The sequence below is a fragment of the Streptosporangium canum genome (assembly GCF_900113865.1).
GTDB lineage: Bacteria > Actinomycetota > Actinomycetes > Streptosporangiales > Streptosporangiaceae > Streptosporangium > Streptosporangium canum.
Map to the genome: position 1 here is coordinate 17731 of NZ_FOQY01000021.1, position 23882 is coordinate 41612.

The window sequence follows — 23882 nt, forward strand, 5'->3', positions numbered from 1 at the left end:
ACAGACGTCAACGGCAGGGGTGGATCGCATACAGCGGTCCACCCCTGTTGGTGTTGTAAGCGGGTGTTCCCGCAGATGGGGGTAGGAGGGCAGACATGCCGGACTTTGTGGACCAGGTGGTCCTGCACATCAAGGCCGGTGACGGGGGACATGGCTGCGCCTCTGTGCATCGGGAGAAGTTCAAGCCGCTGGGCGGCCCCGACGGCGGCAACGGCGGCCGCGGCGGCGACGTGATCCTGGAGGTCGACCCCAACACCGCCACGCTGCTGGAATACCATCGCCGCCCGCACCGCAAGGCAGACAACGGCAGGCAGGGCTCGGGCGCCAACCGCGACGGCGCCAACGGCGGCGACATCATCCTCGCGGTGCCCGACGGCACCGTGGTCAAGGACGCCGTCAGCGGCGAGGTCCTGATCGACCTGGTCGGCGCCGGCACCCGCTACGTGCTCGCCGAAGGCGGCCACGGCGGGCTCGGCAACGCGGCCCTGGCCTCGGCCAAGCGCAAGGCCCCCGGCTTCGCGCTGCTCGGCGAGCCCGGCGACGAGCTCGACGTGATGCTGGAGATGAAGAGCGTCGCGGACGTGGCGCTGGTGGGCTTCCCGAGCGCGGGCAAGTCCTCCCTCATCGCCGCCCTCTCCGCGGCCCGGCCGAAGATCGCCGACTACCCGTTCACCACCCTGGTGCCCAACCTCGGCGTGGTGACCGCGGGAGACACCATCTTCACCGTCGCCGACGTGCCCGGCCTCATTCCGGGCGCGTCGGAGGGCAAGGGGCTGGGTCACGAGTTCCTGCGCCACGTCGAGCGGTGCAACACACTCGTCCACGTGATCGACTGCGCCACCATGGAGCCCGGCCGCGACCCGATCAGCGACTACGAGGCCATCGAGGCCGAGCTGAAGGCGTACGGCAAGCTGGAGGACCGTCCCCGTCTGGCGGTGCTCAACAAGGCCGACGTGCCCGACGCCCGCGAGCTGGCCGAGATCGTCCGGCCGATGCTGGAGGAACGGGGTCTGCGGGTCTTCTCGATCTCCGCGGCCACCCACGAGGGCCTCAAGGAGCTGACCTACGCCATGGGTGAGATGGTCGCCGCCGCCCGGGCCGCCGCGCCCGTGGTCGAGCCGACCCGCCTGGTCATCAAGCCCAAGCAGCTCGGCGACACCGGCTTCACCGTGCGCAGGGTCGACGACAACACCTTCCAGGTCACCGGGGTCAAGCCGGAGCGGTGGATCCGCCAGACCGACTTCACCAACGACGAGGCCGTCGGCTACCTGGCCGACCGGCTGGAGCGGCTCGGCGTCGAGGAGGAGCTCACCAAGGCCGGGGCCACGGCAGGGGCCGAGGTGATCATCGGGTCCATGGAGAACGGCTACATCTTCGACTGGCAGCCGACGCTCAACGCGGAGGCCGTCCACCAGGGGCCGCGCGGCTCGGACAACCGGCTCGGATAACCTGCTCTCTCCTGCAAGCCCCTGCGAAACCCTGGCTCCCGCGAAAGGTGCGTGTCGTGGACTCTGTGCGCGATCGGATCCGTACGGCCTCACGCCTGGTCGTGAAGGTGGGTTCGTCCTCGCTCACCACCGCGCAGGGGATGATCGACGTCGACCGGGTGGACGCCCTGGTCGACGTGCTCGCCGCCCGGCGCGGGACCGGCACGCAGATCGTGCTGGTCTCCTCCGGCGCCATCGCGGCCGGCCTCGGCCCGCTGGGCCTGTCCAGCCGGCCGCGTGACCTCGCCACCCAGCAGGCCGCCGCCTCGGTCGGCCAGGGGGTGCTGGTCGCCCGATACACCTCCTCCTTCGCCCGGTACGGCCTGCGCGTCGGCCAGGTGCTGCTGACCGCCGACGACATGATGCGCCGCTCGCACCACGTCAACGCCCAGCGCACGCTGGGCCGGCTGCTGGAGCTGGGCATCGTCCCGGTGGTCAACGAGAACGACACCGTGGCCACCGACGAGATCCGCTTCGGTGACAACGACCGGCTCGCCGCCCTGGTGGCGCACCTGACCCGTGCCGACGCGCTGGTGCTCCTGTCCGACGTGGACGCCCTCTACGACGGCGATCCCCGCCGTCCCGGCGCCCGCAGGCTCGGCGACGTGCGCGGCCCGGAGGATCTGGTGGGGGTCGAGCTCGGCAAGGGCGGCGCGGTCGGCACCGGCGGGATGGTCACCAAGGTGCAGGCGGCCAGGATCGCCACCGGAGCCGGCGTGCCCGTGGTCCTGACCGCCGCCGCGCACGCCGCCCAGGCCCTCGCGGGTGTCGACATCGGCACCTGCTTCCATCCGGACGGCCGCCACCCCGGCACCCGCCTGCTCTGGCTGGCCCACGCCACCACCGGCCGCGGCCGGCTCCACCTGGATCCCGGTGCGGTCGAGGCCGTGGTGGGCCGGCGCAAGTCGCTGCTGCCCGCCGGGGTCACCGCCGTGGAGGGGGAGTTCGCCGCCGGCGACCCGGTGGACCTGTGCGGGCCGCTGGGCCGGGTGGTCGCCCGGGGGCTGGTCAACTTCGACGCGGTGGAGATCCCCGGACTGCTCGGCCGTTCCACCCGCGAGCTGGCCACCAGCCTCGGTCCGGAATATGAACGCGAGCTGATCCACCGTGACGACATCGTCATACTGGAGTCCCACCACTAGTTCCATGGGAGCGCGAGATGTCCGAGGACTTCCTGAAGGTAGCCCTGGCGGCTAAAGAGGCCGCCGCCGAGCTGGCCCCGCTGCCGCGGGCACCGAAGGACGCCGCGCTCCGCGTGATCGCCGACGCGCTGGTGTCCCGGGCCGCCGAGATCGTCGCGGCCAACGCGCTCGATGTGGAGCGGGCCCGAGAGGGCGGCCTCTCCGAATACATGATCGACCGGCTCCGGCTCGACGTGGCCCGTGTCGAGGCCGTCGCGGAGGCGGTCCGCCAGGTCGCCGACCTGCCCGACCCGGTGGGTGAGGTGATCCGGGGCAACACGCTGCCCAACGGGCTGGAGCTGCGCCAGCTCCGGGTGCCGCTCGGTGTGATCGGCATCATCTACGAGGGCCGTCCCAACGTGACCGTCGACGCCGCCGCGCTCTGCCTGAAGAGCGGCAACGCCACCCTGCTGCGCGGCTCCTCCAGCGCCTACGAGTCGAACACGGTCCTCGTCAGGATCATGCAGGACGCGCTGGCGGGCACCGAGGTCCCGGCGGGAGCCGTGCAACTGGTCCCCGGCCTGACCCGCGAGTCGGTCAAGGAGCTCATGCGGGCCCGCGGCCTGGTGGACGTGCTGATCCCGCGCGGCGGGGCCTCGCTGATCAACTCGGTGGTGGAGGAGTCGACGGTCCCGGTCATCGAGACCGGCGTGGGCAACTGCCACGTCTACATCGACGCCGAAGCCGACCAGGATCTGGCGATCGCGATCCTGCTCAACTCCAAGGTGCAGCGGCCCTCGGTGTGCAACGCCGCGGAGACGTTCCTGGTCCACGCGGCCGTGGCCGACGCCTTCGTGCCGCGCGCGCTGGCCGCGCTGGCCGCGGAGGGGGTGACGGTGCACGGCGACGACCGGATCGCGGCCTACGGTGACGTGGTGCCGGCCGGCGAGGAGGACTTCGGCGCCGAGTATCTCTCGCTGGACATCGCCGCCGCCGTGGTCGACTCGCTGGAGGAGGCGGTCGCGCACATCAGGAAGTACGGCTCGGGCCACACCGACGCGATCGTCACCCGCTCCGTCAGCGCGTCCCGCAGGTTCGTCGCGCTGGTCGACTCCGCGGCCGTGGCGGTCAACGCCTCGACCAGGTTCACCGACGGCGGCGAGTTCGGCTTCGGCGCGGAGATCGGCATCTCCACCCAGAAGCTGCACGCGCGCGGTCCCATGGGCCTGCCCGAGCTGACCTCCACCAAGTGGGTCTACACCGGCGAGGGGCATCTGCGCACCGGCGCGGGCACGGTCATCGCCTCGTGCGCGGCCGGCGACAGGTAGGAGACGGGCCGGAAGGTCACCCGGGAAGGGGGGATCGTCTCCGACGCTCCGGCACTCCGCCTGCGGGCCGCGGGAAGGCATTCCCGTGCGAGACCACCGGGCCGGCGTTACGCTGGAGCCGCCGCCGTGGGGGTGGGGCCGTGATCCGAGGGCGGTCGCGGTCCGAGGGCGGCTGCCGGGGCAGGGGGCGTTGGTGAGGCCGGTGCTCCGGCGTTTCGCCGACGGCCTGGTCCAGCGCCTCATTCGTCACCCAATGTAGTGGCGTGTCGCTCCATGTAATCGCGGCTGCTTACGGTTTGACTGGACTTCATGGAAATCGTAGTCGCGTTCCTGTTTGTCGTCCTGGTGTTGTTCGGTCTCGACCGGATGATGCTGTGGCTGGAGCGCCGGGGACATGTGAACTGGCGGCGCACCGGCCGCCGGAACCTGTCGGCCGAGCCCACGGCCGAGCTGGACAGCCTGCTGGTGAACTCGGCCGCTGAGCGTGCGCACCAGTCATGAGACGGTCCCTTTACGATCTGGCCGCGCTGATCGCGCGGATCGTCCTCGGCGTGGTCCTCATCGCCCATGGGTGGCAGAAGCTCAGCGACGGGGGTCTCGACGCCGCGGCCGCCGGGTTCACCTCGATGGGGATTCCCATGGCCCGGGTGGCCGCGGCGTTCTCCATCGTCGTCGAGTTCGGCGGGGGAATCCTGCTCATCCTGGGCCTGCTGACCCCGCTCGTCGGTCTCCTGATCGCCGTGGACATGCTCGGCGCGTTCATCTTCGCGCACATGCGCAAGGGCGTGTTCGTGTCGGAGGGCGGGTTTGAGCTGGTGGGGGCCCTGGGCTCGGCCGCGCTGCTGCTGGCCGCCGGGGGAGCGGGCCGGATCAGCCTGGACCACCTGATCTTCGGCCGCCGCAGGGACCGCCGCCGGGAGAGCGAGAACACTCCGGCGTACGTCCCGCCGATCGCGGCCGAACCCCTGCCGCGGATCTCGCCGGCCACGGAACAGCCGCAGCCACCGGCCACGGCCCCGCCGGCCCCGCCGGTCACCGAGCAGCCGCAGCCACCGGCCACGGCCCCGCCGGCCCCGTCTGTGGCGGAGCGGCCGCAGCCGCCGGCCACCGAGCAGCCACCGGCCACGGCCCCGCCGCCCGGCCCCCGTCCCGAGCCGCCGGGCGCCGAGCCCCCGCCACGCTGATCTTCCACCGGGTACGGCGCGCCTCCGGACATTCGTCGCACCTGCCCGCTATGGTGTTGTCTCCTATGGCTGGAGGGCAGGGAAGCACGCGGAAGCGGGCGACCCGATAGGCACAGCGGTCTTGGACCCATGTGGCCGATGCAGGAGGTCACGTGGGTCGTCCCGGGCGCGTCGGCCCCTACACGCTGGCGGAACGCCTTGGCCGGGGTGGCATGGGCGAGGTCTACCGCGCCACCAACCGCCGGGGCGAGAGCGTCGCGCTCAAGATGCTCCACGAGGTCGTCGACGCCGACTCGGAGGCCCGAATACGGCTCGAGCGCGAGGTCCGCGCCCTCCGCAGGGTCGAGAGCCCCTACGTCGCCCGTGTCGTCGACGCCGACCTCGCCTGTGAGCGGCCCTATCTGGTCATGGAGCACATCGAGGGAGACACCCTCCTCGATCGGGTACGGCGCGGCGGCCCGCTCAAGGGGAGCAGCCTGGTCACCCTCGCCCAGGGCCTGGCCGCCGCGCTGTCGATCATCCACGCGGCCGGGGTCGTCCACCGCGACCTCAAGCCCGCCAACGTGCTCGTCAACGCCGAGGACGAGCCTATCCTGATCGACTTCGGCATCGCCCAGGTCCTGGACGCCACCCGGCTCACCCTGACCGGCACCTTCCTCGGCACCCCGAGCTACGCCGCCCCCGAGCTGTTCGTGGACGAGCCGGTGGGCGAGCCCGCCGACGTGCACGCCTGGGCGGCCACGGTGGCCTTCGCCGCGACCGGACGCCCCACCTTCGGCCGGGGTACGGTCGAGTCACAGATGTACGCCATCCTCAACGGCCAGGCCGACCTCGCGGGCATCCCCGCGGCGCTGCTGCCCCTGATCCGCGCCGCTCTCCACCGCGAGGCGGCGAAACGCCCCACCGCGGCCCTCCTCGCCGCCCGTCTCGCCCGTCTCGCCCGCGCCACCTCTCCCGAGCGGGCGCCGTCGAGGGCGGCCGGGCAGGGTGGGGAGAAGACCGGTGCCGCCGCGCCGAGGAAGCCGGAGCCGCGGGCCAGGTCCGGGGCCAAGGTGGAGGAGTCCCCGCGGAGCGGCCGGACGGCCTCCCGGGCGGGCGAGCCCGATCGCGGGGCACGGCCGGCCCCGAGCGGGGAGGGGACGTCGCGCGGAGGCCGTCCGGCTGCCGTCACCGGCGAGCCGTCACGGGCCGACCGGCCGGTCGCCGGGGCGGACGGGACCGCACGTGCCGCCCGTCCGGCCGCGGGCGGCGACGGAGCCAGTCGTGGCGGGCGTCCGGTCTCCGGGACGGGCGAGACGTTCCGGGGATCCCGGCCGGCGTCCGGGGGGACGGGGCGCAAACCGGTCCGGAGGACGGCCAAGGGACGACAGGCGGACGGCGCGCAGGCCGCGGAGAGCGCGATCGGCGGCAGGGCGGGGCCGTTGCCCGCGGGGAGCGGCGCGCTGCTCCTGCTGGCCGTGCTGGCCGTACCGTGCGTGGTGGCCACGGTGATCTGGCCGCTGGCCACCTTCGCCGTCACCGGGCTCTTCGCCGTCCTGGCCCGCACGATCTGGGCCGGGCGCTGGCTGGTCAGGAATCGCAAGTCGGCCAGAGTGCGGGGCCTCCTGCGGGTCGTGGGGTTCCCGCCGACCTTCGTGGTGTCGCTGCTGACCGCGCTGGCCTGGCCGGGGCTGCCCGCCGCGGCCCTCGCGGGCTTCGTGCTGTGGCTGGTCCTCGGCGCCTCGCTGCCGCCGGAGTGGTGGCTGCGCCCCGCTCCCGTCGCGGTCGCCGGCATCGTGTTCGGCGTGGTCTGCGGTGGGATAATCGGCCGTGAGGTCGAGCGGATCAGCTCCGTGATCCCCGAACTCCGCAAGGAGGGACTGCGGGCGCTGGCCGTACTGGGCGGGTTCGTCGCACTGTGCGCGGCGGCCGTGCGGGTGGTCGCCCTGCTGGTCTGAGGGCCGGAGGGCAGGGGTGCCCCGTCGGCGGACCGGTGGTTTCCGTTGACGGATCCTCCGGCGGGACGGATCCTCCGGCAGGAAGGTCCAGAAGGTGAGCTTCTGGACCTTTTCCCGGGCTCTGTCTAGTTGCCGTCGCGGCGGGAGAAGCGGTTGAAGATGCGCTCTCCGGCGTTGACCGCGCCCTCGGCCACGTCACGCAGGACGCCGATGAAGGGGTCCTGGGACTGCGACCACGACTCGCGGTAGGAGCGGGCGGCGGCCTTGATCTCCTCGGAGACCCTGGCGTTGGAGTCGTCGGCCCGGCGGGGGTATTCGCCGCCGATGATCGTTTCGTACTCGCCGCCGCGGCGCCACTTGTCCAGCTCGGCGACCCGGGAGACCGCGAACGGGTGGGTGGTGCCGAGCAGGTTGAGGACCTTGAGCAGGCCGTCACGGACGTCGCCCGCCGTGTCGTACTCGCGTGCCTGGTCGAGGAACGCCTCGATGTTCATCTCGTGCAGGCGCGATCCGCCGGCGAGCTTCATCAGCGCGCGCAGCGCGGCGTCGGTGTCCTGGCCGCAGAGCAGGCCGCCGCGGTCGGCGGAGAGCTCGGACTTGCGGTGCCACTCCTCCAGGCCCGCGACGATCGCGCGCAGGCCGATGTAGCCGAGCGGGATCCAGGCCACCCGGGTGGCCAGGCGGGTGAGGATGTCCAGCATGGTGCGGTAGACCGCGTGGCCCGAGAGGATGTGCGCGGTCTCGTGGCCGATGACGAAGCGCTGCTCCTCCTCGTCCATCAGGTCGAGCAGGCCGGTGCTGACGACGATGAACGGGTCGTCGAAGCCGATCGCCTTGGCCTGGACCAGCGGGCTCTGCTGGACGTAGACCTCGGGGATGCGGTGAAGATCGAGTGTGTAGGCGGCGTCACGGCCCATGTCGTGCAGCGCACGGAACTGGGTGTCGCTGGTGCGCACGGCCGAGGCGAGGTAGATCAGGCGCAGGCGGCGCTCGCTGACCAGTCCGGACATCTGCTTGAGCACCGTGTCGAACCCGCTGAGCGAGCGCAGAGCGACCAGCGCGGACCGGTCAGCGGGATGTTCGTAGGCACGCGAGCTGATTCCGGGAAGCTGCACGCGGTTGCGATCCGGGGTGGTGGTCATGTCCGGCATGCTACGTCGGGGGCGCGTGGCACGCGCGGGGGGTGGCTAAAAGCCGTGCATGGCTTACGCGTATGGTCCGTTGCATGATGAACGCGCCTACCGGCCGGGGCAAGCGACGTCTGGGCGTCATGGGCGGCACCTTCGACCCGATCCACCACGGTCACCTGGTCGCCGCCAGCGAGGTCGCCCACCACTTCGACCTCGACGAAGTGGTCTTCGTCCCGACCGGGCGTCCATGGCAGAAGGCCGACAAGACGGTCTCCGCGCCTGAGGACCGCTATCTGATGACGGTCATCGCGACCGCCTCCAACCCGCGCTTCTCGGTGAGCCGGGTGGACATCGACCGTCCCGGCCCGACCTTCACCATCGACACGCTGCGGGAGATCGCCGCCGCCTGGGGCCCGGACGTCGAGCTGTACTTCATCACCGGAGCCGACGCCCTCGCCCAGATCCTGAGCTGGCGTGACGTCGAGGAGCTGTTCACCATCGCCCACTTCGTCGGAGCCACCCGGCCCGGCCACATCCTGCACGACCCGGGGCTGCCGAAGGGAAAGGTCAGCCTGGTGGAGATCCCGGCGCTGTCCATCTCGTCCTCGGAGTGCCGGGAACGGGTCGCCTCGGGACAGCCCATCTGGTATCTCGTGCCGGACGGTATCGTTCAATACATCAACAAGCGTGGTCTCTACCGCTACGTGAGCCCCTGATCGGACCGCTGATTCGTCTGCGGCACGGAATCGGGTGGCACACGACAGGCGTTGTACCTATGGCGTCTCTTCACCGAGCGCCCGATCGGGCACCCTGATAGGTGACAGCGCCGACTACAGGAGGACTAACCGACACCGTGACCGCAACCGACAGATCCGTCCAGCTCGTCAGGCTCGCCGCCGAGGCCGCGGCAGACAAGCTGGCCGATGACATCCTCGCCTACGACGTGAGCGAGCAGCTCGTCATCACCGACGCGTTCCTGCTCTGCTCCGCCACCAACGACCGTCAGGTCCGTGCCATCGTCGACGAAATCGAAGACCGGCTGCGGATCGAGGCCGACGCCAAGCCCGTCCGCCGTGAGGGCGAGCGTGAGGGCCGCTGGGTTCTCCTGGACTACATCGACATCGTCGTCCATGTCCAGCACGAGGAGGACCGCACCTTCTACGCGCTCGAGCGGCTGTGGAAGGACTGCCCCTCCATCGCCCTGCCGGACAGCGTGCGGCAGGCGGCCGCCCAGCGAGCCCGCGAGGCGGTAACTGAGTGAGTCGCCGTGTCGTCTGCCTGAGGCATGGCCAGACGCTCTGGAACGTCGAACACCGTTTCCAGGGCCACAGCGACATACCGCTGGACGAGACCGGCGTGGCGCAGGCGGTCCGCGCCGCCTCGTTGCTCGCCTCCCTCCGCCCCGACATGATCGTCTCTTCGGACCTTCAGCGGGCCCTGACCACCGCCTCGGCGCTGGGCCGGGTCACCGGCCTGGACGTGGCCGTGGACAAGGACCTGCGCGAGCGTGGCGGGGGCGAGTGGGAGGGGCTCACCCGTGATGAGATCTTCGCCGGCTGGCCCCGTGAGTACGCCGCCTGGACCGCCCCGGGCGGCGAGGAGGTCGCCGACGTCGCGGAAAGGGTGTCGGCGTCGATCCGCCGCTGGGCGGCCGAACTCGACCCCGACGGCCTGCTGGTGATCGCCTCCCACGGGGCGGCGCTCCGGCTCGGCGTCTCCAGGCTGCTGGGCCTGCCGCCGGAGCTCTGGTCCGCCCTCGGCGGCCTGGGCAACTGCTCGTGGTCGGTGCTGGAGGAGGGGCGCAAGGGCTGGCGCCTGCTCGAGCACAACGCGGGAACCCTGCCCGAGCCGATCCAGAGCGACGACAGTCCCGAGGTCACGCAAGACTGATTCCGCGGCACGGCTTGCGCCCGAAATGACGGGCGCGAGCCGTACGGCCGTCGATTAGGTGAACGTACGGGTCTCCCTATATGCTTCCGAAGCGCCGCAACGAGAGCACTCGGAGCGGTGACCAGGGGCTATGGCGCAGCTGGTAGCGCGCCTCCATGGCATGGAGGAGGTCTGGGGTTCGAATCCCCATAGCTCCACAGCAGGGCCGTTCTTGAGACGGCCTGAAGGTGGTTGACGAGATCCCGTCCGATCGGTTCGATCGGGCGGGATCTTTCCGTTCTCCAGGTTGGTGTGGCCGCCGGAGCGCGTGCGGCGCGCGTGGAGAACGGGCTCCGGCCGCTCGACCCGACCGGATGAAGCACCTGACCGGCCCGCCCGTCGAGACCTGCGGGCCGGTCCGTCGGCGCTCGGTCAGCGGGTGCGTGGGGTGGCGGAGGGGTTGATCATGACTCCTGGCCAAGGGCCGGCGCGGGGCCGGGCGGGAGGTGGACGCTCATGATCAGGTGGCAGGTTTCGGTGCCCGCTCCGCGGTAGGTATGGGGGGCGTCGCCGTTGAACGTGGCGGTCTGCCCGGCCTCGACGGCGTATTCGGCGCCGTCGACGACGAGGGTCATCCGGCCGGAGGTGACGCTGATGGTCTCGACGACTCCAGCTTGGTGGGGGTGGCTGGGGTAGTCCTCGCCGGGTTCCAGGCGCCAGCGCCACACTTCGACGGGGCTGGGGGTCGGGGTCGTCAGCATGAGCCGGGCCTCGCTGCCGTGCTTCCCGGTCCACAGAGGTGCGACGGTGTCGGCGGCGACGATGCGGACGCGGCCTTCGGGCGGTCCCTGCATGAGGTCGGACACCGAGACGCCGAGGGTGTCGGCGAGGCGGACGAGGGTGGCGAGGTTGGGGTTGCCCTGGGCCTTTTCCAGGGCGACGAGGGCGCCTTTGCTGACCTGGGCGCGCCGTCCCAGTTCTTCCAGGGACAGGCCGGCGCGCCGGCGGGCGGCCCGGACGTTGTTCGCGACGGTCCGCAGGGCCGTGGTCGGCTCTGTCATGCGATCACCCTCCCATTCGGAACAGTCTGCTGTACCGGCTGGTTGTTCGATTGGCCCCGTGAGGTCGTTCTGACATACATTGTAGTCGTTTCATTGTACTTTTGGGGGAGGTGTCGTGATCGCTCTGGTACTGGCTCTGGGCTGCTCGGTGGCCTATGGGTGCGCTGATTTCCTCGGCGGGCTGGGTGCCCGGAAGGCGCATGTGCTGCGCACGGTGATGATCGCGGCTCCGGCCAGTCTCGTGGTCGAGCTGCTGCTGTGGCCGCTGCTGGGCGCGTCCTTCAGCGCCGGGGCCATCGGCTGGGGCGCCGCCTCGGGTGTCGCTTCGGCGGCGGCGTTCGTGCTGCTCTACCGGACCCTGGCGATCGGCCCGATGAACGTCCTGTCGCCGGTCACCGCGCTGGTCTCGGCCGCGCTGCCGGTGAGCGTGGGCCTGTCGCGGGGCGAGCATCTGGCCGCCGCCGGGCTGATCGGGCTGCCCCTCGCGCTGGCGGCCGTGGTGCTGGTCAGCGCTGGACCCGGCGTGCGCTCAGCCCGGCCTTCGCGTACCGCGCTGCTGCTCGCGTTCGGCGCGGGCGCCGCGATCGCCCTCCAGCTCGTCTTCCTGCACCAGGCGCCGTCCGACAGCGGGGTCGCTCCGCTGATCGTGGGCCGGGCGGTCTCCTCGGCCGTCACCCTGACCGCGGCCGCCCTGATGTTCCGCAGGCTCGGTCCCGAACGCCCCGCGTACGCGATGTCGGCGGCCGCGGGTGCGCTGGACTCGGTGGCGAACCTGCTGTTCCTGCTCGCCGCCCGGAGTGGCGACCTGTCCGTCGTCGCGGTGATCACCGCCCTCTACCCGGCCGGAACGGTCCTGCTCGCCCGCAGCGTGCTGCACGAGCGCATCGGCCGCGGCCAGCTCGTCGGGCTGGGCGCCGCCGCCGTCGCCGTCAGCCTCCTCGCCCTTTCCTGACCCGAAGACCACAGCACGACACCCTCGCAAAGGAGTTCGACATGTTCATCCAGCCCTGGGACGCGAGCCTGGACGAGGCCGAATGGCAGGCCTGGATCGCCGAAGGCCACGACTTCGGGCAGCTCAGCGTGAACGGCCTGCCCGGCCGGCCGCCCGTCGTCGTGCCCACCCACTTCACCGGTGACGGACCCGATCTGCTGGTCCACCTGGCTCGGCCGAACCCGGTCTGGAAGGCGATCGACCAGGATCCGGACGTCGTCCTCACCGTCATCGGCGACTACGCGTTCATCCCCGGCCCGTGGCGCGCCCCGGCCGACGTTCCGCCACACGACGGGGTCCCGACCAGCTACTACGCGGCCGTGCAGTTCACCTGTCGCGCCCACGTCATCGACGACCCCGAGGCCAAGGCCGAACTGCTGCGCCGCCAGCTCGCGCACTTCCAGCCCGACGGCGACCACGCCGAAGTCACCGTCGGCCGGCCGCCCTACGGGCGGATGCTGGCGGGCATCCGGGGCCTACGCCTGCAGGTCACCGGAGTCGTCGCGAAGTTCAAGTACGACGACCACAAGCCCGTCGAGCACCGCGCGGCCGTCGCCGACCACCTCACCGAACGCGGCCAGGGCCTCGACGCCTCGGCCGCGCACCAGCAGCGCCGGCGCCTGGACCGCATCGGCCCCTGGAAGTCCTGACCCCGCACCCGCCGCACCCGGCATGAGAAGCGTGACCGCCGTCGCCGCGGTTCCGGAGTGGCGGCTCGCGAACTCGGGCCGGCCGTACGACCCCGCACCGGCCGGGCGGCACCCGGCCGGGGTCACCGGCGGCCGGCGCGCGCGATAATCGGTGCCATGTGGGTCGGCGTGCTCGGCGCGATGGAGGTGCGGGACACCGCGGGCGACCCGATCGCCGTCGGGGGCGCCCGGGTGCGGGCGCTGCTCGCGATGCTGGCGTTCGACGCCGGGCGGGTGGTCACCGCCGAACGGCTGATCGACGGCCTCTACGGCGAGGAACCGCCGGGCAACGCCGCCAACGCGCTCCAGTCCCAGGTCTCCCGGCTCCGCCGGCTGCTGGGGCGCAGCGGCGCGGTGGAGTTCCACCCGGCGGGCTACCGGCTGGCGGTGCGGCCGGAGGACGTCGACGCGCACCGGTTCGAGCGGCTGGCGCTGGAAGGGCGCCGGGCCCTGGCCGCCGGTGACCGGCCGCGCGCCGTCACGCTCCTGCGCGAGGCGCTGGCCCTCTGGCGTGGGCCGGCGCTGCCCGATGTGGGGGACGCGCCGTCCGTGCGCGCCCAGGCCGCACGCCTGGAGGAGATGCGCCTGGCGGTCGTCGAGGAACGCGTCGAGGCCGAGCTGGCGGCGGGCGCGCACCGGACGCTGGTGGCGGAGCTGCGGGACCTGGTGGCCGCGCACCCGCTCCGGGAGGGGCCGCGAGGGCAGCTCATCCGCGCGCTGTACGGCAGCGGGCGGCAGGCCGAGGCGCTGGCCGTCTACGAGGAGGCCCGGCGGACCCTCGCCGAGGAGCTCGGCACCGAGCCCACGGCCGAGCTGGCCGCGACGCATCTGGCCGTGCTGCGGGGCGACCCGCTTCCCGCCGTCCCGGCCGCTCCCCAGATCGACTCCCCGGCCGTACGGCAGGCGCTCACGGCCCAGCTCACCAGTTTCGTGGGACGGGATGGGGAGATGGCGCGGGTCGCCACGCTCCTGGAAGAGGGGCGCCTGGTCACCCTCACCGGGCCGGGGGGAGCGGGCAAGACCCGGCTGGCCGTGGAGGCGGCGGCGCGGCAGCCGGGTGAGGTCTACTTCGTCGACTTCGCGCCGCTGGGCGAGGGGGACGAGGTGCCCCAGGCGGTGTTCGGCGTGCTGGGGCTCCGTGAGGCCGGGCTCACCCCGGTGCCCGACCGGCCGCCGGCCGACTCCGTCGAACGGATGATCGCCGCGCTCGCCGGCCGGCGGGTCCTGCTCGTCTTCGACAACTGCGAGCACCTGGTGGAGGCCGCCGCCGGGCTGGCCGGGCGCCTGCTCGGGGCCTGTCCGCGGCTGCGGATCCTGGCCACCAGCCGAGAGGCGCTGGGCATCACCGGCGAGAGCCTGTGTCCGCTTCCCTCGCTCGCGGTGCCGCCTCCGGGCACGCCGGCGCCGCGGGCGCTCGGCTATCCGGCGGTCCGGCTCTTCGCGGACCGGGCGGTGGCCGTGCTTCCGGGATTCACCATCGACGAGGCGAGCGTCGAGGACGTCCTGCGGATCTGCCGGGCCCTCGACGGGCAGCCGCTGGCGATCGAGCTGGCCGCGGCGCGGCTGCGGTCGCTGCCGGTGGCCGAGGTGGCCACCAGGCTGGCCGACAGGTTCCGGCTGCTGTCGCGCGGCAGCCGTACCGCGCAGCCGAGGCACCGCACGCTGCGCGCGGTGGTGGAGTGGAGCTGGGAGCTGCTCGACGAGACCGAGCGGACGCTGGCCCGGCGGCTGACGGTCTTCTCCGGAGGGGCCGGTCTGGAGGCGATCGCGGCGGTGTGCGGGCTGCCCGACGACGAGGTGGTCGAGCTGCTGACCGGGCTGGTGGACAAGTCCCTCATCGAGGTCTCCGGGGCCCGCTATCGCATGCTCAACACGATCCGGGCGTTCTGCGCCGAGCGGCTGGCCGAGGCGGGGGAGGTGGAGCGGTTCCGGCGCTCGCACGCCGACCACTTCCTCGATCTGCTGCTGGCCGCCGAGCCGCGCCTGCTCACCGCCGACCAGTTGGAGTGGCTCGCGTCGCTGGACGCCGAGCGCGACAACCTGCACGTCGCGCTCCGCCGGGCGGCGGACACCCTCGACGTGGAGCGGGGGCTCCGGCTGCTCGCGCCCCTGACGATCTACTGGTGGCTGCGCGGGCTGCGCACCGAGGGGGCCACGCGTGCCCAGGAGCTCGTCAGGGCGATCGGTACGCGACCTCCGGGCGGGCTGGAGGAGGAGTACGCGCTGTGCGTCCTGAGCATCGCGTCGGGCGGATCCCACAGCGAGTTCGGCGTGCATCTGGAGAACGCCGTCGAGGCGATGGTCGGGAGCGAGCGGCCACCTCGGCGTCCCTTCCTCACCATGCTGTGGGGGATGGTGGCGGGGATCCCCGACGAGGAGTCCCCCGGCGTCGCCGAGAGCCGGCGCAGGCTGCTGGGGGCCGATCCGTGGAGTCAGGCGCTCAACCTCGTCGGCGAGGGGCTCATGTCCCTGTACGCCGGACGGCTGGACGAGGCCGAACGCGATCTGTCCGCCGGGCTGGCGGGCTTCCGCGCCATAGGGGAGCGGTGGGGGCTGGTGCTGACCCTGGGAGAGCTGGTCAAGATCGCCGAATGGCGGGGTGACTCCGCACGGGCCTCGGCGCTGTGCGACGAGGCCCTGGAGCTGGCACGCGAGCTCGGCGCGGACGAGGACATCGCCGAACGGCTGTGCCAGCGCGCGGGTGTGCGGGCGAGCATGGGCGACTTCGAGGGAGGGCGCCGCGACGCCGAGCGGGCGGCCGAGCTCGCCCGCCGGACGGGGGCGTCGGAGGTCCTCGCCAGGGCGGGCCAGATGCAGGGCCGCGTCGCCCGGCTACGGGGTGAGCCGGACGAGGCCCGGAGGCTGTCGGAGGCGGCGCTGGCCGTGTGCCCGGCCGGGTGGTTCGGCGCGGAGGAGAGCCGCACCCACATCATGATCGAGCTCGGTCTGACCGCGGAGGCCGGAGGCGACGCCCCCACGGCCCTGGCCTGGTACCGACGGGCGCTGGTCGCGGCGTCCGGGCAGCGCGACATGACCACGGCGGCGCTGGTGACCGAGGCGCTGTCCGGGGTCGCGCTGCTGGAGGGCGACGGTGAGCGGGCCGCCCTGCTGCTGGGCGCGGGTACGGCGGTACGCGGGACGGCGGTCGCCGGGGACGCCGACGTCGTCCGGCTGAGGGCCGCCGTGCGGGAGGCGCTCGGCGACGAGGGCTACGAGAAGGCCTACGAGCGGGGGGTGTCCCTGACCCGTGAGGAGGCGTTGGCGCTGGCCGGGGCTCCGGTGGACCGGCGGCCCTCCCCGTCTGTCCCGGGGACGGGCCCGTGGCCTCCGGCGGGCGCGGGCGGTCACGGGGCTCATCCGGATGTGCCGTAGCGCCGGGCCAGGGATCCGGTGGTCTCCGCCATGAGGTCGCGCAGCTCGACGGGGGCGACGACCTCCAGGTCCAGGCCGAACCGCAGGAATTCGCTCAGGGCGTGCCGGTGCGACTCGATGGGGACCGTGACCTGAGTCCAGCCGTCCGGGCCGGGAGGCTCCGCGGTGGCCTCGGCCGCCCGGAGGAGGGCCGGACGGCCCATGTCGGGCAGGCGCTCCATCCCGTCCGGCGAGAGCCGGATGACGGCCTCCCCCCGGTGGAGCCGGGCCTCGAACTCCTCCAGGGCGCCGTTCCAGTGGGCGGCGAGGTCGAAGTCCCCGGGCCGCTCGAAGGACTGCGGGAGCACGCGCAGCTCCAGGATCTGGGAGACCCGGTAGGTGCGGATGTCCTGGCCGCCGCGGGCGATGAGGTACCAGCGGCCCGCCTTGAGCACCAGCCCGTACGGATCCAGCGTGCGGACCACCTCCTGGGGGGCTTTCCAGCGGCGGTAGCGGATCTCCAGCCGGCGCTCCTCCCACACCGCCTCGGCGGCGGCCGCCAGGTGCGGGGTCTCGTCGGCGCCGTGGTACCAGGTGGGGGCGTCGAGGTGGAACCGCTCGCGGATCCGCCCGGCCCGGTCCCGGAGCTCGGCGGGGAGGGCGGCCATGAGTTTGAGCTGGGCCGTCGCCACCACCGCCCCCAGGCCCAGCTCGGCGGCGGGTCCCGGCATTCCCGCCAGGAACAGTGACTCCGCCTCGCCCGAGGTCAGGCCGGTGAGCCGGGTGCGGTAGCCGTCGAGCAGCCGGTAGCCGCCCGAGGGGCCGGCGTCGCCGTACAGGGGGACGTCGGCCGCGTGGAGCGCCTCCACGTCCCGGTAGACGGTCCGGACCGAGACCTCCAGCTCCGCCGCCAGCTCCTGGGCGGTCATCCTGCCCCGGGTCTGCAGCAGCATCAGGAGGGAGAGAAGCCGGCTCGCACGCATATCTGAATTATCCCGAAAAACACTGACAATAGGTGTCAGTGACCTCCGCCTAGCGTTCAGGCGTGAACAACTTCGACTTCCTCGTCGGCACCTGGACCGTGACCAACCGCCGGCTCGTCCGCCCCTTGACCGGTAGCACCGAGTGGGACGAGTTCCCCGCCACATCCGTCGCCCGGCCCGTCTTCGGCGGCGCGGCCAACGTCGACGAGATCACCTTCCCGACCAAGGGGTTCTCCGGGTTCACCCTGCGGCTGTTCGACGTCGAGCGTGAGGAGTGGTCGCTCTACTGGGCCAGCAGCCGGACCGGCACCCTGTTCCCGCCGGTCGTGGGCCGTTTCGCCGACGGGCGCGGAGAGTTCTACGGCGACGACGACCACGAGGGCACCCCGGTCAGGGCCCGGTTCGTCTGGTCGGAGATCACGCCTGTCTCCGCACGCTGGGAGCAGGCCTTCTCCGTCGACGGCGAGAAGACCTGGGAGACCAACTGGATCATGGAGCTGGCCAGGGCGTAGCCGGGGGGCCTCAGCGTGCGGTGTCCCTGCGCGGCCAGCCCTTGCCGACCAGCCGCCGGGTCCCGCGCGGGGTGCGCTCTCGCTGGTCGGTACGGAACCAGAGCTGCACACTGGCCCCGCCCAAGGATGAGGAGTCGATCCGCAGCGTGCCGCCGGAGGACTCGGCGAGCTGGCGGGCGATGTCGAGGCCGAGCCCGGTGGACCCCGAGCCGCTGGCCCCGCGCCGCAGAGCCGTCTCGGGGTCGGGGATGCCCGGCCCCGCGTCGGCGATCAGCAGGCCCACCGTGCCGGAGCCCTGGTGCAGGGTCACCGTGAACGCCGTGCCCTCGGGGGTGTGCCGGAAGACGTTGCCGAGCAGCGCGTCCACCACGGCGCTGAGCTCGGAGGCCGCGACCGGGACCGGGACCGGATCCGACGCGCCGACCAGCTCACACGGGCGCCGCTGGTCCTCGGCCAGGGCGGACCAGAAGGCCAGCCGCTCGCGCAGCACGTGGGCGGCGTCGCAGGAGACGGACTTCGGGGCGCGGGAGGGTCGCCGGGCCGCCGCGATGATCTGGTCCACCTCGGACTCCAGGCGGGCCAGGGCCTGGCGGCTCTGCTCGGCCTCCGGGCCCAGGTTGTCCAGGCTGAGCCGGAGCGCGGTGAGCGGGGTGCGCAGCCGGTGCGACAGGTCGGCGGCCATCTCCCGCTCGGCGGCGAGGAGCTGGACGACCCTGTCGGCCATGGTGTTGAACGCCTCTCCGGCGGAGACCAGCTCGGGTGGTCCATCGGGCTCGATGCGGACGCTGAGATCTCCCGCGCCCAGGGCGCCGGCGGCCCGGCCGAGGCGCTGGGTCGAGCGCACCACCCGCACGCCCAGCCGGTCGGCGACCAGCACCGAACCGGCGACGAGCACCACCGCGACCCCGGTGAGCACCGCCCATGACTTGGTGACGCCCCGGGTGAGGTCCTGGGCGGGTACGAAGATCTCGATGACCACCGTCCGCCCGCCGTCCAGGACGACCGGGCGCAGCAGGAGATAGCCGGTCTCGGTCCTCCCGGTCACGGCCCGGCTCAGCCGGGAGGCCGTGGCCACGCTCTCGTCGGGCGCCCGTACGGTGCCCACCGAGCCGCCGTCCGGGAGGTGGACCGCGATCCGGCCTTCCGCGCCGGTGCTGACCAGCGCGTGGGTCAGGCGGGCCGGATCCACGGTGATGGCCAGCACCGGGACCAGTGCCGACGCCTGCCGCTCGGCTTCGGCCATGGCCCGGCCGTGAGCGATCTCCTTGACGATGAGCCCGAGCGGGATCAGGAAGGCCAGAGCGATCATCGAGGCCCCGGCGACGGCGAGCAGGGCCAGGGTCCGCCTCACAGGGGAGTGATCAACATGACGCCGACGCCGCGCACGGTGTGCAGGTAACGGGGGGCGGAGGCGCTCTCGCCGAGTTTACGCCGCAGCCACGACAGGTGGACGTCGATGGTCTGGTCGTCGCCGTAGGACTGCTGCCAGACCTCGGTGAGCAGTTCCTTGCGGGAGACGACCCGGTCGGCGCGGGCGGCGAGGTAGGCCAGCAGGTCGAACTCCCGCCGGGTCAGCGTGAGCGGCACGCCGTTCACGGTGGCCTCACGCCGGTTGAGGTCCACCGTGAGCCCGCTGATGCGTAGCACCGACGGCGGGGTCACGGCCCGGGCCCGGCGCAGCACGGCGTCCAGCCGGGCGTTCAGGTGGTCGCCGGAGAACGGCTTGACCAGGTAGTCGTCCGCGCCGGCCTCCAGCAGGCGGACGATCTCGGCCTCGTTGTCCCGGGCGGTGGCCACGATGACCGGGACGCTGGAGATGCTGCGGACCATCTTCAGGGCCTCGGATCCGTCCAGGTCGGGCAGGCCGAGGTCGAGGATCACCGCGTCCGGGGGATTCTGGGCGATCTCCCGCAACGCGTCGAGGGCACGTCCCGCGCTGCGTACGGCGTGCTGGCGCCTGCTCAGTTCCTGGATGATCGCGGAGCGTACGTAATCGTCGTCTTCCACCACCAGAACCGTCGCCATGCGACGTAACCGTAGTGAACAAAGAGACATGTGAGGTAATAATTCACCGCATGCGTCAAACGCTTGGTTTCATAGCGGTGTGGTGTGGAGCCACGGTTCTGGCGATCTCGGTCGCCTGGTTCGGCGTCAGCGACGTGTTGCACAGGGAGGTCTTCGACGACGCGAGGATCGAGCCGATCAACGCCGCCATCAGCCGGACAGGGGTCGCCTCGCCCCCCTCGGAGACGCCCACCGGGCCGGTGCCCGCCGTCGTCACGCCGACCGTCTCGGCGTCCCCGGACAGGCCCACCCCCACCCCTCGCGTCACCCGGGCCGAGCCCGTGCGGAGCAGCCCCCGGCCGAGGGCCACCCGCGCCCCGCGCGAGCCCGTCCACATCCCGGTGCGCTCGCAGGACCCGGCGACCGCCGAACCGCGGCCGTTCACGACCGTTCCCGCGCCCGGCCCCTCCGCCGCGGCGCCCTCCGACGACAACGTCCGGGTCGTGAACGTCAAGGGCGGCTCGGTCTCGTTCGCCATAGGGGGCGGTGCGTGCCGCCTGGTCGCCGCCGCGCCCAACGCGGGGTTCGAGGCGAAGGTGGCCCAGGCTCCCGGCTGGATCCGGGTGGACCTGGTCCGGGACGAGCACGGCTCGGCGGTCTTCTGCGTCGGCGCGGAGAAGCGGACCGACACCTGGGAGTACTAAGCCTCCAGCTCGCGCAGCCGTACTCCGGCGTCGGCGACGCGGTCCTCGGCGAACACCGCGACGCCGTGCAGTTCGAGCAGGGCGGTGGTGACACCGCTGCCGGGCAGGCGGCGGCCGCGGAAGGTGCCGTCGTAGACGGTCAGGCTGCCGCAGGAGGGGCTGCCCTCCTTCAGGATCGCCACCCTGGCGCCGGAGGAACGGGCGGCGGCCAGGGCCGCATGGGCTCCGGCCAGGAACTCCCGCGTGACGTCGCTCCCGTCGGCGGCCAGCACCCGGGCGGTCCCCGCGAGCACCGCCGCGCCCCCGGCGCCGCCCTCGATCTCGGCGGCCGGGCGGGGGACGGGCAGCCCTCCCTCGACCTCCGGGCAGAACGGGACCAGCCGTCCCTCCTCCCGCCAGGTGGCCAGCAGCGCGTCGCCGCTCGTCTTGGCGGCTCCGTCGTAACGGACCTTCCGCCCCATCAGGCAGGCGCTGACCAGGATCCTCTCCACGGCTCCAGACTATGCGGCGCGGGAGGGAGGGCGGCGGGACCGGGCAGTACCCTACTGCTCATGTCCCTTGCCCCTGTGATGTATCGATGATCGGCCCGCTCGCGACCGGCGTGATCGTGCTGTCGCTGGTGATCGTCGTGGCCGCGATCGTGACCGCCGCACGGAACCGGGCGATGGGGACCGTCCTGCTCGTCGCGCTCGGGGTGCTGGAGGCCGCGCTGCTCGTCCAGGCCGGGTTCGTGATCGCCGGGATGGTCGGGGGCGAAGGGCCGGACGAGACGGCCACCCTCATCGGCTATCTCGCCGGCACCCTGGTGATCCCGCCCGCCGCGGCGTTCCTGGGGCTCGCCGAGCGCTCGCGCTGGGGGGCGATCGTGATCGCGGTGGGGGGCTTCGCCGTCTGCGTCATGGTCGGGAGGCTGCTGCAGGTCTGGCAGGGGACGGCATGAGCGAACCGGCCATCGGCAGCGGGCCGGGGCGCGCGCTGGTGGCGGTCTACGGGGTGTTCGCCCTGGCCGCCGGGGCGCGTGCCGCCGTGCAGATCGCGACGCGCTTCGACGAGGCCCCGCTGGCCTACTCGCTGTCGGCCTTCGCCGCGGCGGTCTACGTCGTGCTCACCGTGGCGCTGGCCCGGGGCGACCGGCGGCTGGCGCTGGCCGCCTGCGGCATCGAGCTGGCGGGGGTGCTCATCGTCGGCACCCTGAGCATGGCGGACCCCGAGGCGTTCCCGCGCGCCACGGTCTGGTCGGGCTACGGCAGCGGCTACGTGTTCATCCCGCTCCTGCTTCCGATCCTCGGCCTCTACTGGCTTTTGCGCCGCAGGTAGTTAGGGTCCGATCCCCTCGGGCAGGTCTGCTCCCCGAACCCACAAGAGGGAGGCAGAGTTGTGAGCACGATCGAACAGTCCGTCGATGTGAACGTCCCGATCCGGACGGCCTACAACCAGTGGACCCAGTTCGAGAGCTTTCCCGAGTTCATGGAAGGCGTCGAGTCGGTCAAGCAACTGAGCGACACCCGTACGGCGTGGGTCGTCGAGATCGCGGGGGTCCGCCGCGAGTTCGAAGCCGACATCACCGAGCAGCACCCCGACGAGCGGGTCGCCTGGAAGTCCGTCGAGCGCCCGCACCAGGCCGGCGTGGTGACCTTCCACCACCTCAACCCGGAGACCACGCGGGTCACCCTCCAGATGGAGTACGACCCGGAGGGCTTCGTCGAGACCGTCGGTGACTGGCTGCAGATCGTCCGCCTGCGCGTCCGCGGCGACCTGGAGCGCTTCAAGACGTTCATCGAGTCGCGCGGCGGCGAGACCGGCGCCTGGCGCGGCGACGTGCCCGGCCCGCAGGACCGCGGCACGGGCGACTACGGACCGGGCGCGGGCGGCGGAGGCCTGAACCTGGAGGACCGTCCCACCGGCGGTCCGGCGGGCGGCTACGGCTTCGACGAGCCGGCACCCCCGCGCACCGTCGGCGGCGGCGGGTACCCGCCGGAGTCCCCGCTCCCCCCGCCGGGCAGCGGCCCCCTGCCGCCGGCCGGACGCCGGCCGGGCGAGGAGCCGCCGATGGCTCCCGGGCCGCGCATCTGAGGCCCGTGTCCGAGGCTCGCCTCTGACACGTGGGAAAGCCGGGTCACGCTCTGTAAAGGGGGGCGTGGCCCGGCTTTCACGTTGTCAGAGTTCCGGGAGACAGGAACAAAGTGATGTTTCACTCCTGTTACAGTTGCAGTCAGCCAATCATCCTACGATTGGGTGAATCAATTGGAGGAGGACTGAGCCCCCCATGACCGTGCTCACCCAGGAGACCCGGGGCCGCACCGGTGGAACGACGGGATCCCTGGCCTGGTTGCTTGTGGCGGGAATCGTCCTCGCCGCGCTGAACCTGCGCACCGCCGTCACGAGCGTGGGACCGGTCCTCGACCACATCTCATCCGGTCTGGGGATGTCCGGGGTGGGGGTCGGGCTCCTCACCACACTACCCGTGCTCATCTTCGCCTCGGTCGGCGCGGTGACGCCGGCGCTGGCCAGGAGGATCGGTGAGCACCGGCTGCTGCTGCTCGCCCTGATCACCCTCGGCGCGGGCCTGCTGATCCGCGCGATGGTGGGTTCGGCGGGCGTGTTCCTGTTCAGCAGCGCCCTGGCGCTGTCCGGGGGCGCGGTGGGCAACGTGCTCATCCCCACCCTGATCAAGCGCCACTTCCCGGGCAGGGCCGGGACCATGACCACCGTCTACACCACCGCCCTCGCGGTGGGCACGATGCTCGCGGCCGCCGCCACGGTGCCGATCGAGCGGGCCGCCGACGGCAACTGGCACGTTGCCCTCGGGGTGTGGGCGGCGCTGGCCGCTGTCGCCGCCATTCCGTGGCTTGCGCTGTTGCGCAGTGAGCCGGAGCGGGACACGGGCAGCAGCGATCTCGGGCCCCGGGCCCTGGTCCGGAGCAAGCTCGCCTGGTCGGTCGCCGCGTACTTCGGCACGCAGAGCATGGTGGCCTACATCATGTTCGGCTTCCTGCCGAAGATCCTCACCGACGGCGGCTACACCACCGGGCAGGCCGGGCTGGTGCTGGGCGTCTTCACCGCGATCGGCATCCCGGTCTCGATGGTCGTGCCCTGGATCGCCTCGAAGTTCTCCGACCAGCGGCCCGTGGTGGCGGCGTTCGTGGCCTTCTACACGGTCGGCTTCCTCGGCCTCTGGCTGGGCCCGGTGGGTCTGGCATGGGCGTTCGCGGTGCTGGTCGGCATCGGGATGGGGTCCTTCCCGCTCGCGCTGACCATGCTCGCCCTGCGTACCCGCACTCCGGAGGCCACCGCCGCGCTGTCCGCCTTCGGGCAGAGCACCGGATACCTCATCGCGGGCGCCGGCCCCCTGGTCGTCGGTGTGATGCACGAGTCGACCGGTGGCTGGACGCTGCCCTTCCTGCTGCTGTTCGCGGTGGTCGGGGTGCAGCTCGTGACCGGCTGGTACGCCGGCCGCTCCCGCTACCTGGAGGACGAGCGGGCCCTCGCCGGCTGACCTCCCCCTTTCCGGTACGGCTTGCGTCCCTTCGG

General features: G+C 72.5%; 24 protein-coding genes and 1 tRNA gene. 19 read left to right on the forward strand and 6 right to left on the reverse strand.

Annotated elements, in window-relative coordinates; translation table 11 throughout:
* The first annotated feature begins 95 nt into the window (after positions 1-95).
* The 6 genes from obgE (at position 96) to BM085_RS26805 (ending at position 7057) form a co-directional block, all read left to right on the forward strand.
* Positions 96-1448, forward strand: a complete 1353-nt coding sequence (gene obgE / locus BM085_RS26780) for a GTPase ObgE (RefSeq protein ID WP_031165384.1) — start codon at positions 96-98, stop codon at positions 1446-1448.
* Positions 1449-1504: 56 nt separating this feature from the next.
* Complete coding sequence (gene proB, locus BM085_RS26785) at positions 1505-2629, forward strand: glutamate 5-kinase (RefSeq protein ID WP_086576097.1); 1125 nt, start codon at positions 1505-1507, stop codon at positions 2627-2629.
* A 17-nt stretch (positions 2630-2646) separates the two neighbouring features.
* Positions 2647-3936: a glutamate-5-semialdehyde dehydrogenase gene (locus tag BM085_RS26790; protein WP_093889669.1), complete on the forward strand. Its 1290-nt coding sequence runs from the start codon at positions 2647-2649 to the stop codon at positions 3934-3936.
* Between the two features lie 309 nt (positions 3937-4245).
* On the forward strand, positions 4246-4437 hold the full coding sequence (locus tag BM085_RS26795; RefSeq protein WP_093889670.1) for a hypothetical protein: 192 nt from the start codon (positions 4246-4248) through the stop codon (positions 4435-4437).
* The gene (locus BM085_RS45360; protein WP_218158838.1) at positions 4434-5120 is read left to right on the forward strand and encodes a DoxX family protein; all 687 of its coding nucleotides are present in this window, start codon (positions 4434-4436) and stop codon (positions 5118-5120) included. The genes BM085_RS26795 and BM085_RS45360 overlap by 4 nt, the downstream gene beginning before the upstream one ends.
* Before the next feature lie 152 nt (positions 5121-5272).
* On the forward strand, positions 5273-7057 hold the full coding sequence (locus tag BM085_RS26805; protein WP_093889671.1) for a serine/threonine-protein kinase: 1785 nt from the start codon (positions 5273-5275) through the stop codon (positions 7055-7057).
* A 125-nt stretch (positions 7058-7182) separates the two neighbouring features.
* On the opposite strand, the gene BM085_RS26810 is transcribed toward BM085_RS26805, so the two are convergent.
* A complete protein-coding gene (locus BM085_RS26810) occupies positions 7183-8208 on the reverse strand; it encodes a M48 family metallopeptidase (RefSeq protein WP_177245291.1) in 1026 nt (341 codons plus the stop codon).
* A gap of 74 nt (positions 8209-8282) precedes the next feature.
* Between BM085_RS26810 and nadD the strand changes: the two genes are divergently transcribed.
* The 4 genes from nadD (at position 8283) to BM085_RS26830 (ending at position 10274) form a co-directional block, all read left to right on the forward strand.
* Positions 8283-8903: a nicotinate-nucleotide adenylyltransferase gene (nadD, locus tag BM085_RS26815; protein ID WP_177245292.1), complete on the forward strand. Its 621-nt coding sequence runs from the start codon at positions 8283-8285 to the stop codon at positions 8901-8903.
* A 137-nt stretch (positions 8904-9040) separates the two neighbouring features.
* On the forward strand, positions 9041-9448 hold the full coding sequence (gene rsfS / locus BM085_RS26820; protein WP_012893678.1) for a ribosome silencing factor: 408 nt from the start codon (positions 9041-9043) through the stop codon (positions 9446-9448).
* Positions 9445-10077: a histidine phosphatase family protein gene (locus tag BM085_RS26825; protein ID WP_093889672.1), complete on the forward strand. Its 633-nt coding sequence runs from the start codon at positions 9445-9447 to the stop codon at positions 10075-10077. Before rsfS ends, BM085_RS26825 begins: the two co-directional genes overlap by 4 nt.
* Positions 10078-10201: 124 nt before the next feature.
* Positions 10202-10274, forward strand: a tRNA-Ala gene (locus BM085_RS26830).
* Positions 10275-10520: 246 nt separating this feature from the next.
* On the opposite strand, the gene BM085_RS26835 is transcribed toward BM085_RS26830, so the two are convergent.
* Positions 10521-11117, reverse strand: coding sequence for a helix-turn-helix domain-containing protein (locus BM085_RS26835; RefSeq protein ID WP_093889673.1), 597 nt, complete (start codon positions 11115-11117; stop codon positions 10521-10523).
* Between the two features lie 115 nt (positions 11118-11232).
* On the opposite strand from BM085_RS26835, the gene BM085_RS26840 reads away from it, so the two are divergent.
* The 3 genes from BM085_RS26840 to BM085_RS46920 all read left to right on the forward strand — a co-directional run bounded on the left by BM085_RS26840 (position 11233) and on the right by BM085_RS46920 (position 16169).
* Positions 11233-12069: a DMT family transporter gene (locus BM085_RS26840; RefSeq protein WP_093889674.1), complete on the forward strand. Its 837-nt coding sequence runs from the start codon at positions 11233-11235 to the stop codon at positions 12067-12069.
* Between the two features lie 41 nt (positions 12070-12110).
* Entirely contained in the window at positions 12111-12758 is a 648-nt protein-coding gene (locus tag BM085_RS26845) for an FMN-binding negative transcriptional regulator (protein WP_093889675.1), read from the forward strand.
* A 156-nt stretch (positions 12759-12914) separates the two neighbouring features.
* Entirely contained in the window at positions 12915-16169 is a 3255-nt protein-coding gene (locus BM085_RS46920; RefSeq protein ID WP_281249870.1) for an AfsR/SARP family transcriptional regulator, read from the forward strand.
* Here the strand turns inward: BM085_RS46920 and BM085_RS26855 are convergent.
* Positions 16151-17131, reverse strand: a complete 981-nt coding sequence (locus tag BM085_RS26855) for a helix-turn-helix transcriptional regulator (protein ID WP_093889676.1) — start codon at positions 17129-17131, stop codon at positions 16151-16153. The genes BM085_RS46920 and BM085_RS26855 overlap by 19 nt on opposite strands.
* A gap of 62 nt (positions 17132-17193) precedes the next feature.
* On the opposite strand from BM085_RS26855, the gene BM085_RS26860 reads away from it, so the two are divergent.
* Positions 17194-17643 carry a hypothetical protein gene (locus BM085_RS26860; RefSeq protein WP_093889677.1) on the forward strand — a complete coding sequence of 150 codons (450 nt, stop codon included), beginning with the start codon at positions 17194-17196 and terminating at the stop codon, positions 17641-17643.
* Positions 17644-17653: 10 nt separating this feature from the next.
* Here BM085_RS26860 and BM085_RS26865 read toward each other — a convergent pair whose 3' ends face one another.
* Both BM085_RS26865 and BM085_RS26870 read right to left on the reverse strand, forming a co-directional pair.
* Positions 17654-18994 carry a HAMP domain-containing sensor histidine kinase gene (locus BM085_RS26865; RefSeq protein WP_093889678.1) on the reverse strand — a complete coding sequence of 447 codons (1341 nt, stop codon included), beginning with the start codon at positions 18992-18994 and terminating at the stop codon, positions 17654-17656.
* Positions 18991-19668, reverse strand: a complete 678-nt coding sequence (locus BM085_RS26870) for a response regulator transcription factor (protein WP_093889679.1) — start codon at positions 19666-19668, stop codon at positions 18991-18993. Before BM085_RS26870 ends, BM085_RS26865 begins: the two co-directional genes overlap by 4 nt.
* A gap of 50 nt (positions 19669-19718) precedes the next feature.
* On the opposite strand from BM085_RS26870, the gene BM085_RS26875 reads away from it, so the two are divergent.
* Positions 19719-20351: a hypothetical protein gene (locus tag BM085_RS26875; RefSeq protein ID WP_143121084.1), complete on the forward strand. Its 633-nt coding sequence runs from the start codon at positions 19719-19721 to the stop codon at positions 20349-20351.
* On the opposite strand, the gene BM085_RS26880 is transcribed toward BM085_RS26875, so the two are convergent.
* Complete coding sequence (locus tag BM085_RS26880) at positions 20348-20842, reverse strand: 2-thiouracil desulfurase family protein (protein WP_093889681.1); 495 nt, start codon at positions 20840-20842, stop codon at positions 20348-20350. The two genes, BM085_RS26875 and BM085_RS26880, sit on opposite strands and share 4 nt — an antisense overlap.
* 86 nt (positions 20843-20928) lie before the next feature.
* Between BM085_RS26880 and BM085_RS26885 the strand changes: the two genes are divergently transcribed.
* From BM085_RS26885 to BM085_RS26900, 4 genes are all read left to right on the forward strand, one after another.
* Positions 20929-21291: a hypothetical protein gene (locus BM085_RS26885; protein ID WP_093889682.1), complete on the forward strand. Its 363-nt coding sequence runs from the start codon at positions 20929-20931 to the stop codon at positions 21289-21291.
* Positions 21288-21668, forward strand: coding sequence for a hypothetical protein (locus tag BM085_RS26890; RefSeq protein ID WP_086576010.1), 381 nt, complete (start codon positions 21288-21290; stop codon positions 21666-21668). Before BM085_RS26885 ends, BM085_RS26890 begins: the two co-directional genes overlap by 4 nt.
* A 60-nt stretch (positions 21669-21728) precedes the next feature.
* Entirely contained in the window at positions 21729-22424 is a 696-nt protein-coding gene (locus tag BM085_RS26895; protein ID WP_093889683.1) for an SRPBCC family protein, read from the forward strand.
* A gap of 193 nt (positions 22425-22617) precedes the next feature.
* Entirely contained in the window at positions 22618-23847 is a 1230-nt protein-coding gene (locus BM085_RS26900) for a CynX/NimT family MFS transporter (RefSeq protein WP_093889684.1), read from the forward strand.
* Positions 23848-23882: the final 35 nt, after the last annotated feature.

Coding starts and splice junctions, on each gene's coding strand:
- obgE (WP_031165384.1), top strand. CDS start 96: ATGCCGGACTTTGTGGACCAGGTGGTCCTGCACATCAAGGCCGGTGAC.
- nadD (WP_177245292.1), top strand. CDS start 8,283: ATGATGAACGCGCCTACCGGCCGGGGCAAGCGACGTCTGGGCGTCATG.
- BM085_RS26885 (WP_093889682.1), top strand. CDS start 20,929: ATGATCGGCCCGCTCGCGACCGGCGTGATCGTGCTGTCGCTGGTGATC.
- BM085_RS26890 (WP_086576010.1), top strand. CDS start 21,288: ATGAGCGAACCGGCCATCGGCAGCGGGCCGGGGCGCGCGCTGGTGGCG.
- BM085_RS26855 (WP_093889676.1), bottom strand. CDS start 17,131: ATGCGTGCGAGCCGGCTTCTCTCCCTCCTGATGCTGCTGCAGACCCGG.
- BM085_RS26810 (WP_177245291.1), bottom strand. CDS start 8,208: ATGCCGGACATGACCACCACCCCGGATCGCAACCGCGTGCAGCTTCCC.
- BM085_RS46920 (WP_281249870.1), top strand. CDS start 12,915: ATGTGGGTCGGCGTGCTCGGCGCGATGGAGGTGCGGGACACCGCGGGC.
- BM085_RS26790 (WP_093889669.1), top strand. CDS start 2,647: ATGTCCGAGGACTTCCTGAAGGTAGCCCTGGCGGCTAAAGAGGCCGCC.
- BM085_RS26845 (WP_093889675.1), top strand. CDS start 12,111: ATGTTCATCCAGCCCTGGGACGCGAGCCTGGACGAGGCCGAATGGCAG.
- BM085_RS26795 (WP_093889670.1), top strand. CDS start 4,246: ATGGAAATCGTAGTCGCGTTCCTGTTTGTCGTCCTGGTGTTGTTCGGT.
- BM085_RS45360 (WP_218158838.1), top strand. CDS start 4,434: ATGAGACGGTCCCTTTACGATCTGGCCGCGCTGATCGCGCGGATCGTC.
- BM085_RS26870 (WP_093889679.1), bottom strand. CDS start 19,668: ATGGCGACGGTTCTGGTGGTGGAAGACGACGATTACGTACGCTCCGCG.
- BM085_RS26900 (WP_093889684.1), top strand. CDS start 22,618: ATGACCGTGCTCACCCAGGAGACCCGGGGCCGCACCGGTGGAACGACG.
- BM085_RS26835 (WP_093889673.1), bottom strand. CDS start 11,117: ATGACAGAGCCGACCACGGCCCTGCGGACCGTCGCGAACAACGTCCGG.
- BM085_RS26875 (WP_143121084.1), top strand. CDS start 19,719: ATGCGTCAAACGCTTGGTTTCATAGCGGTGTGGTGTGGAGCCACGGTT.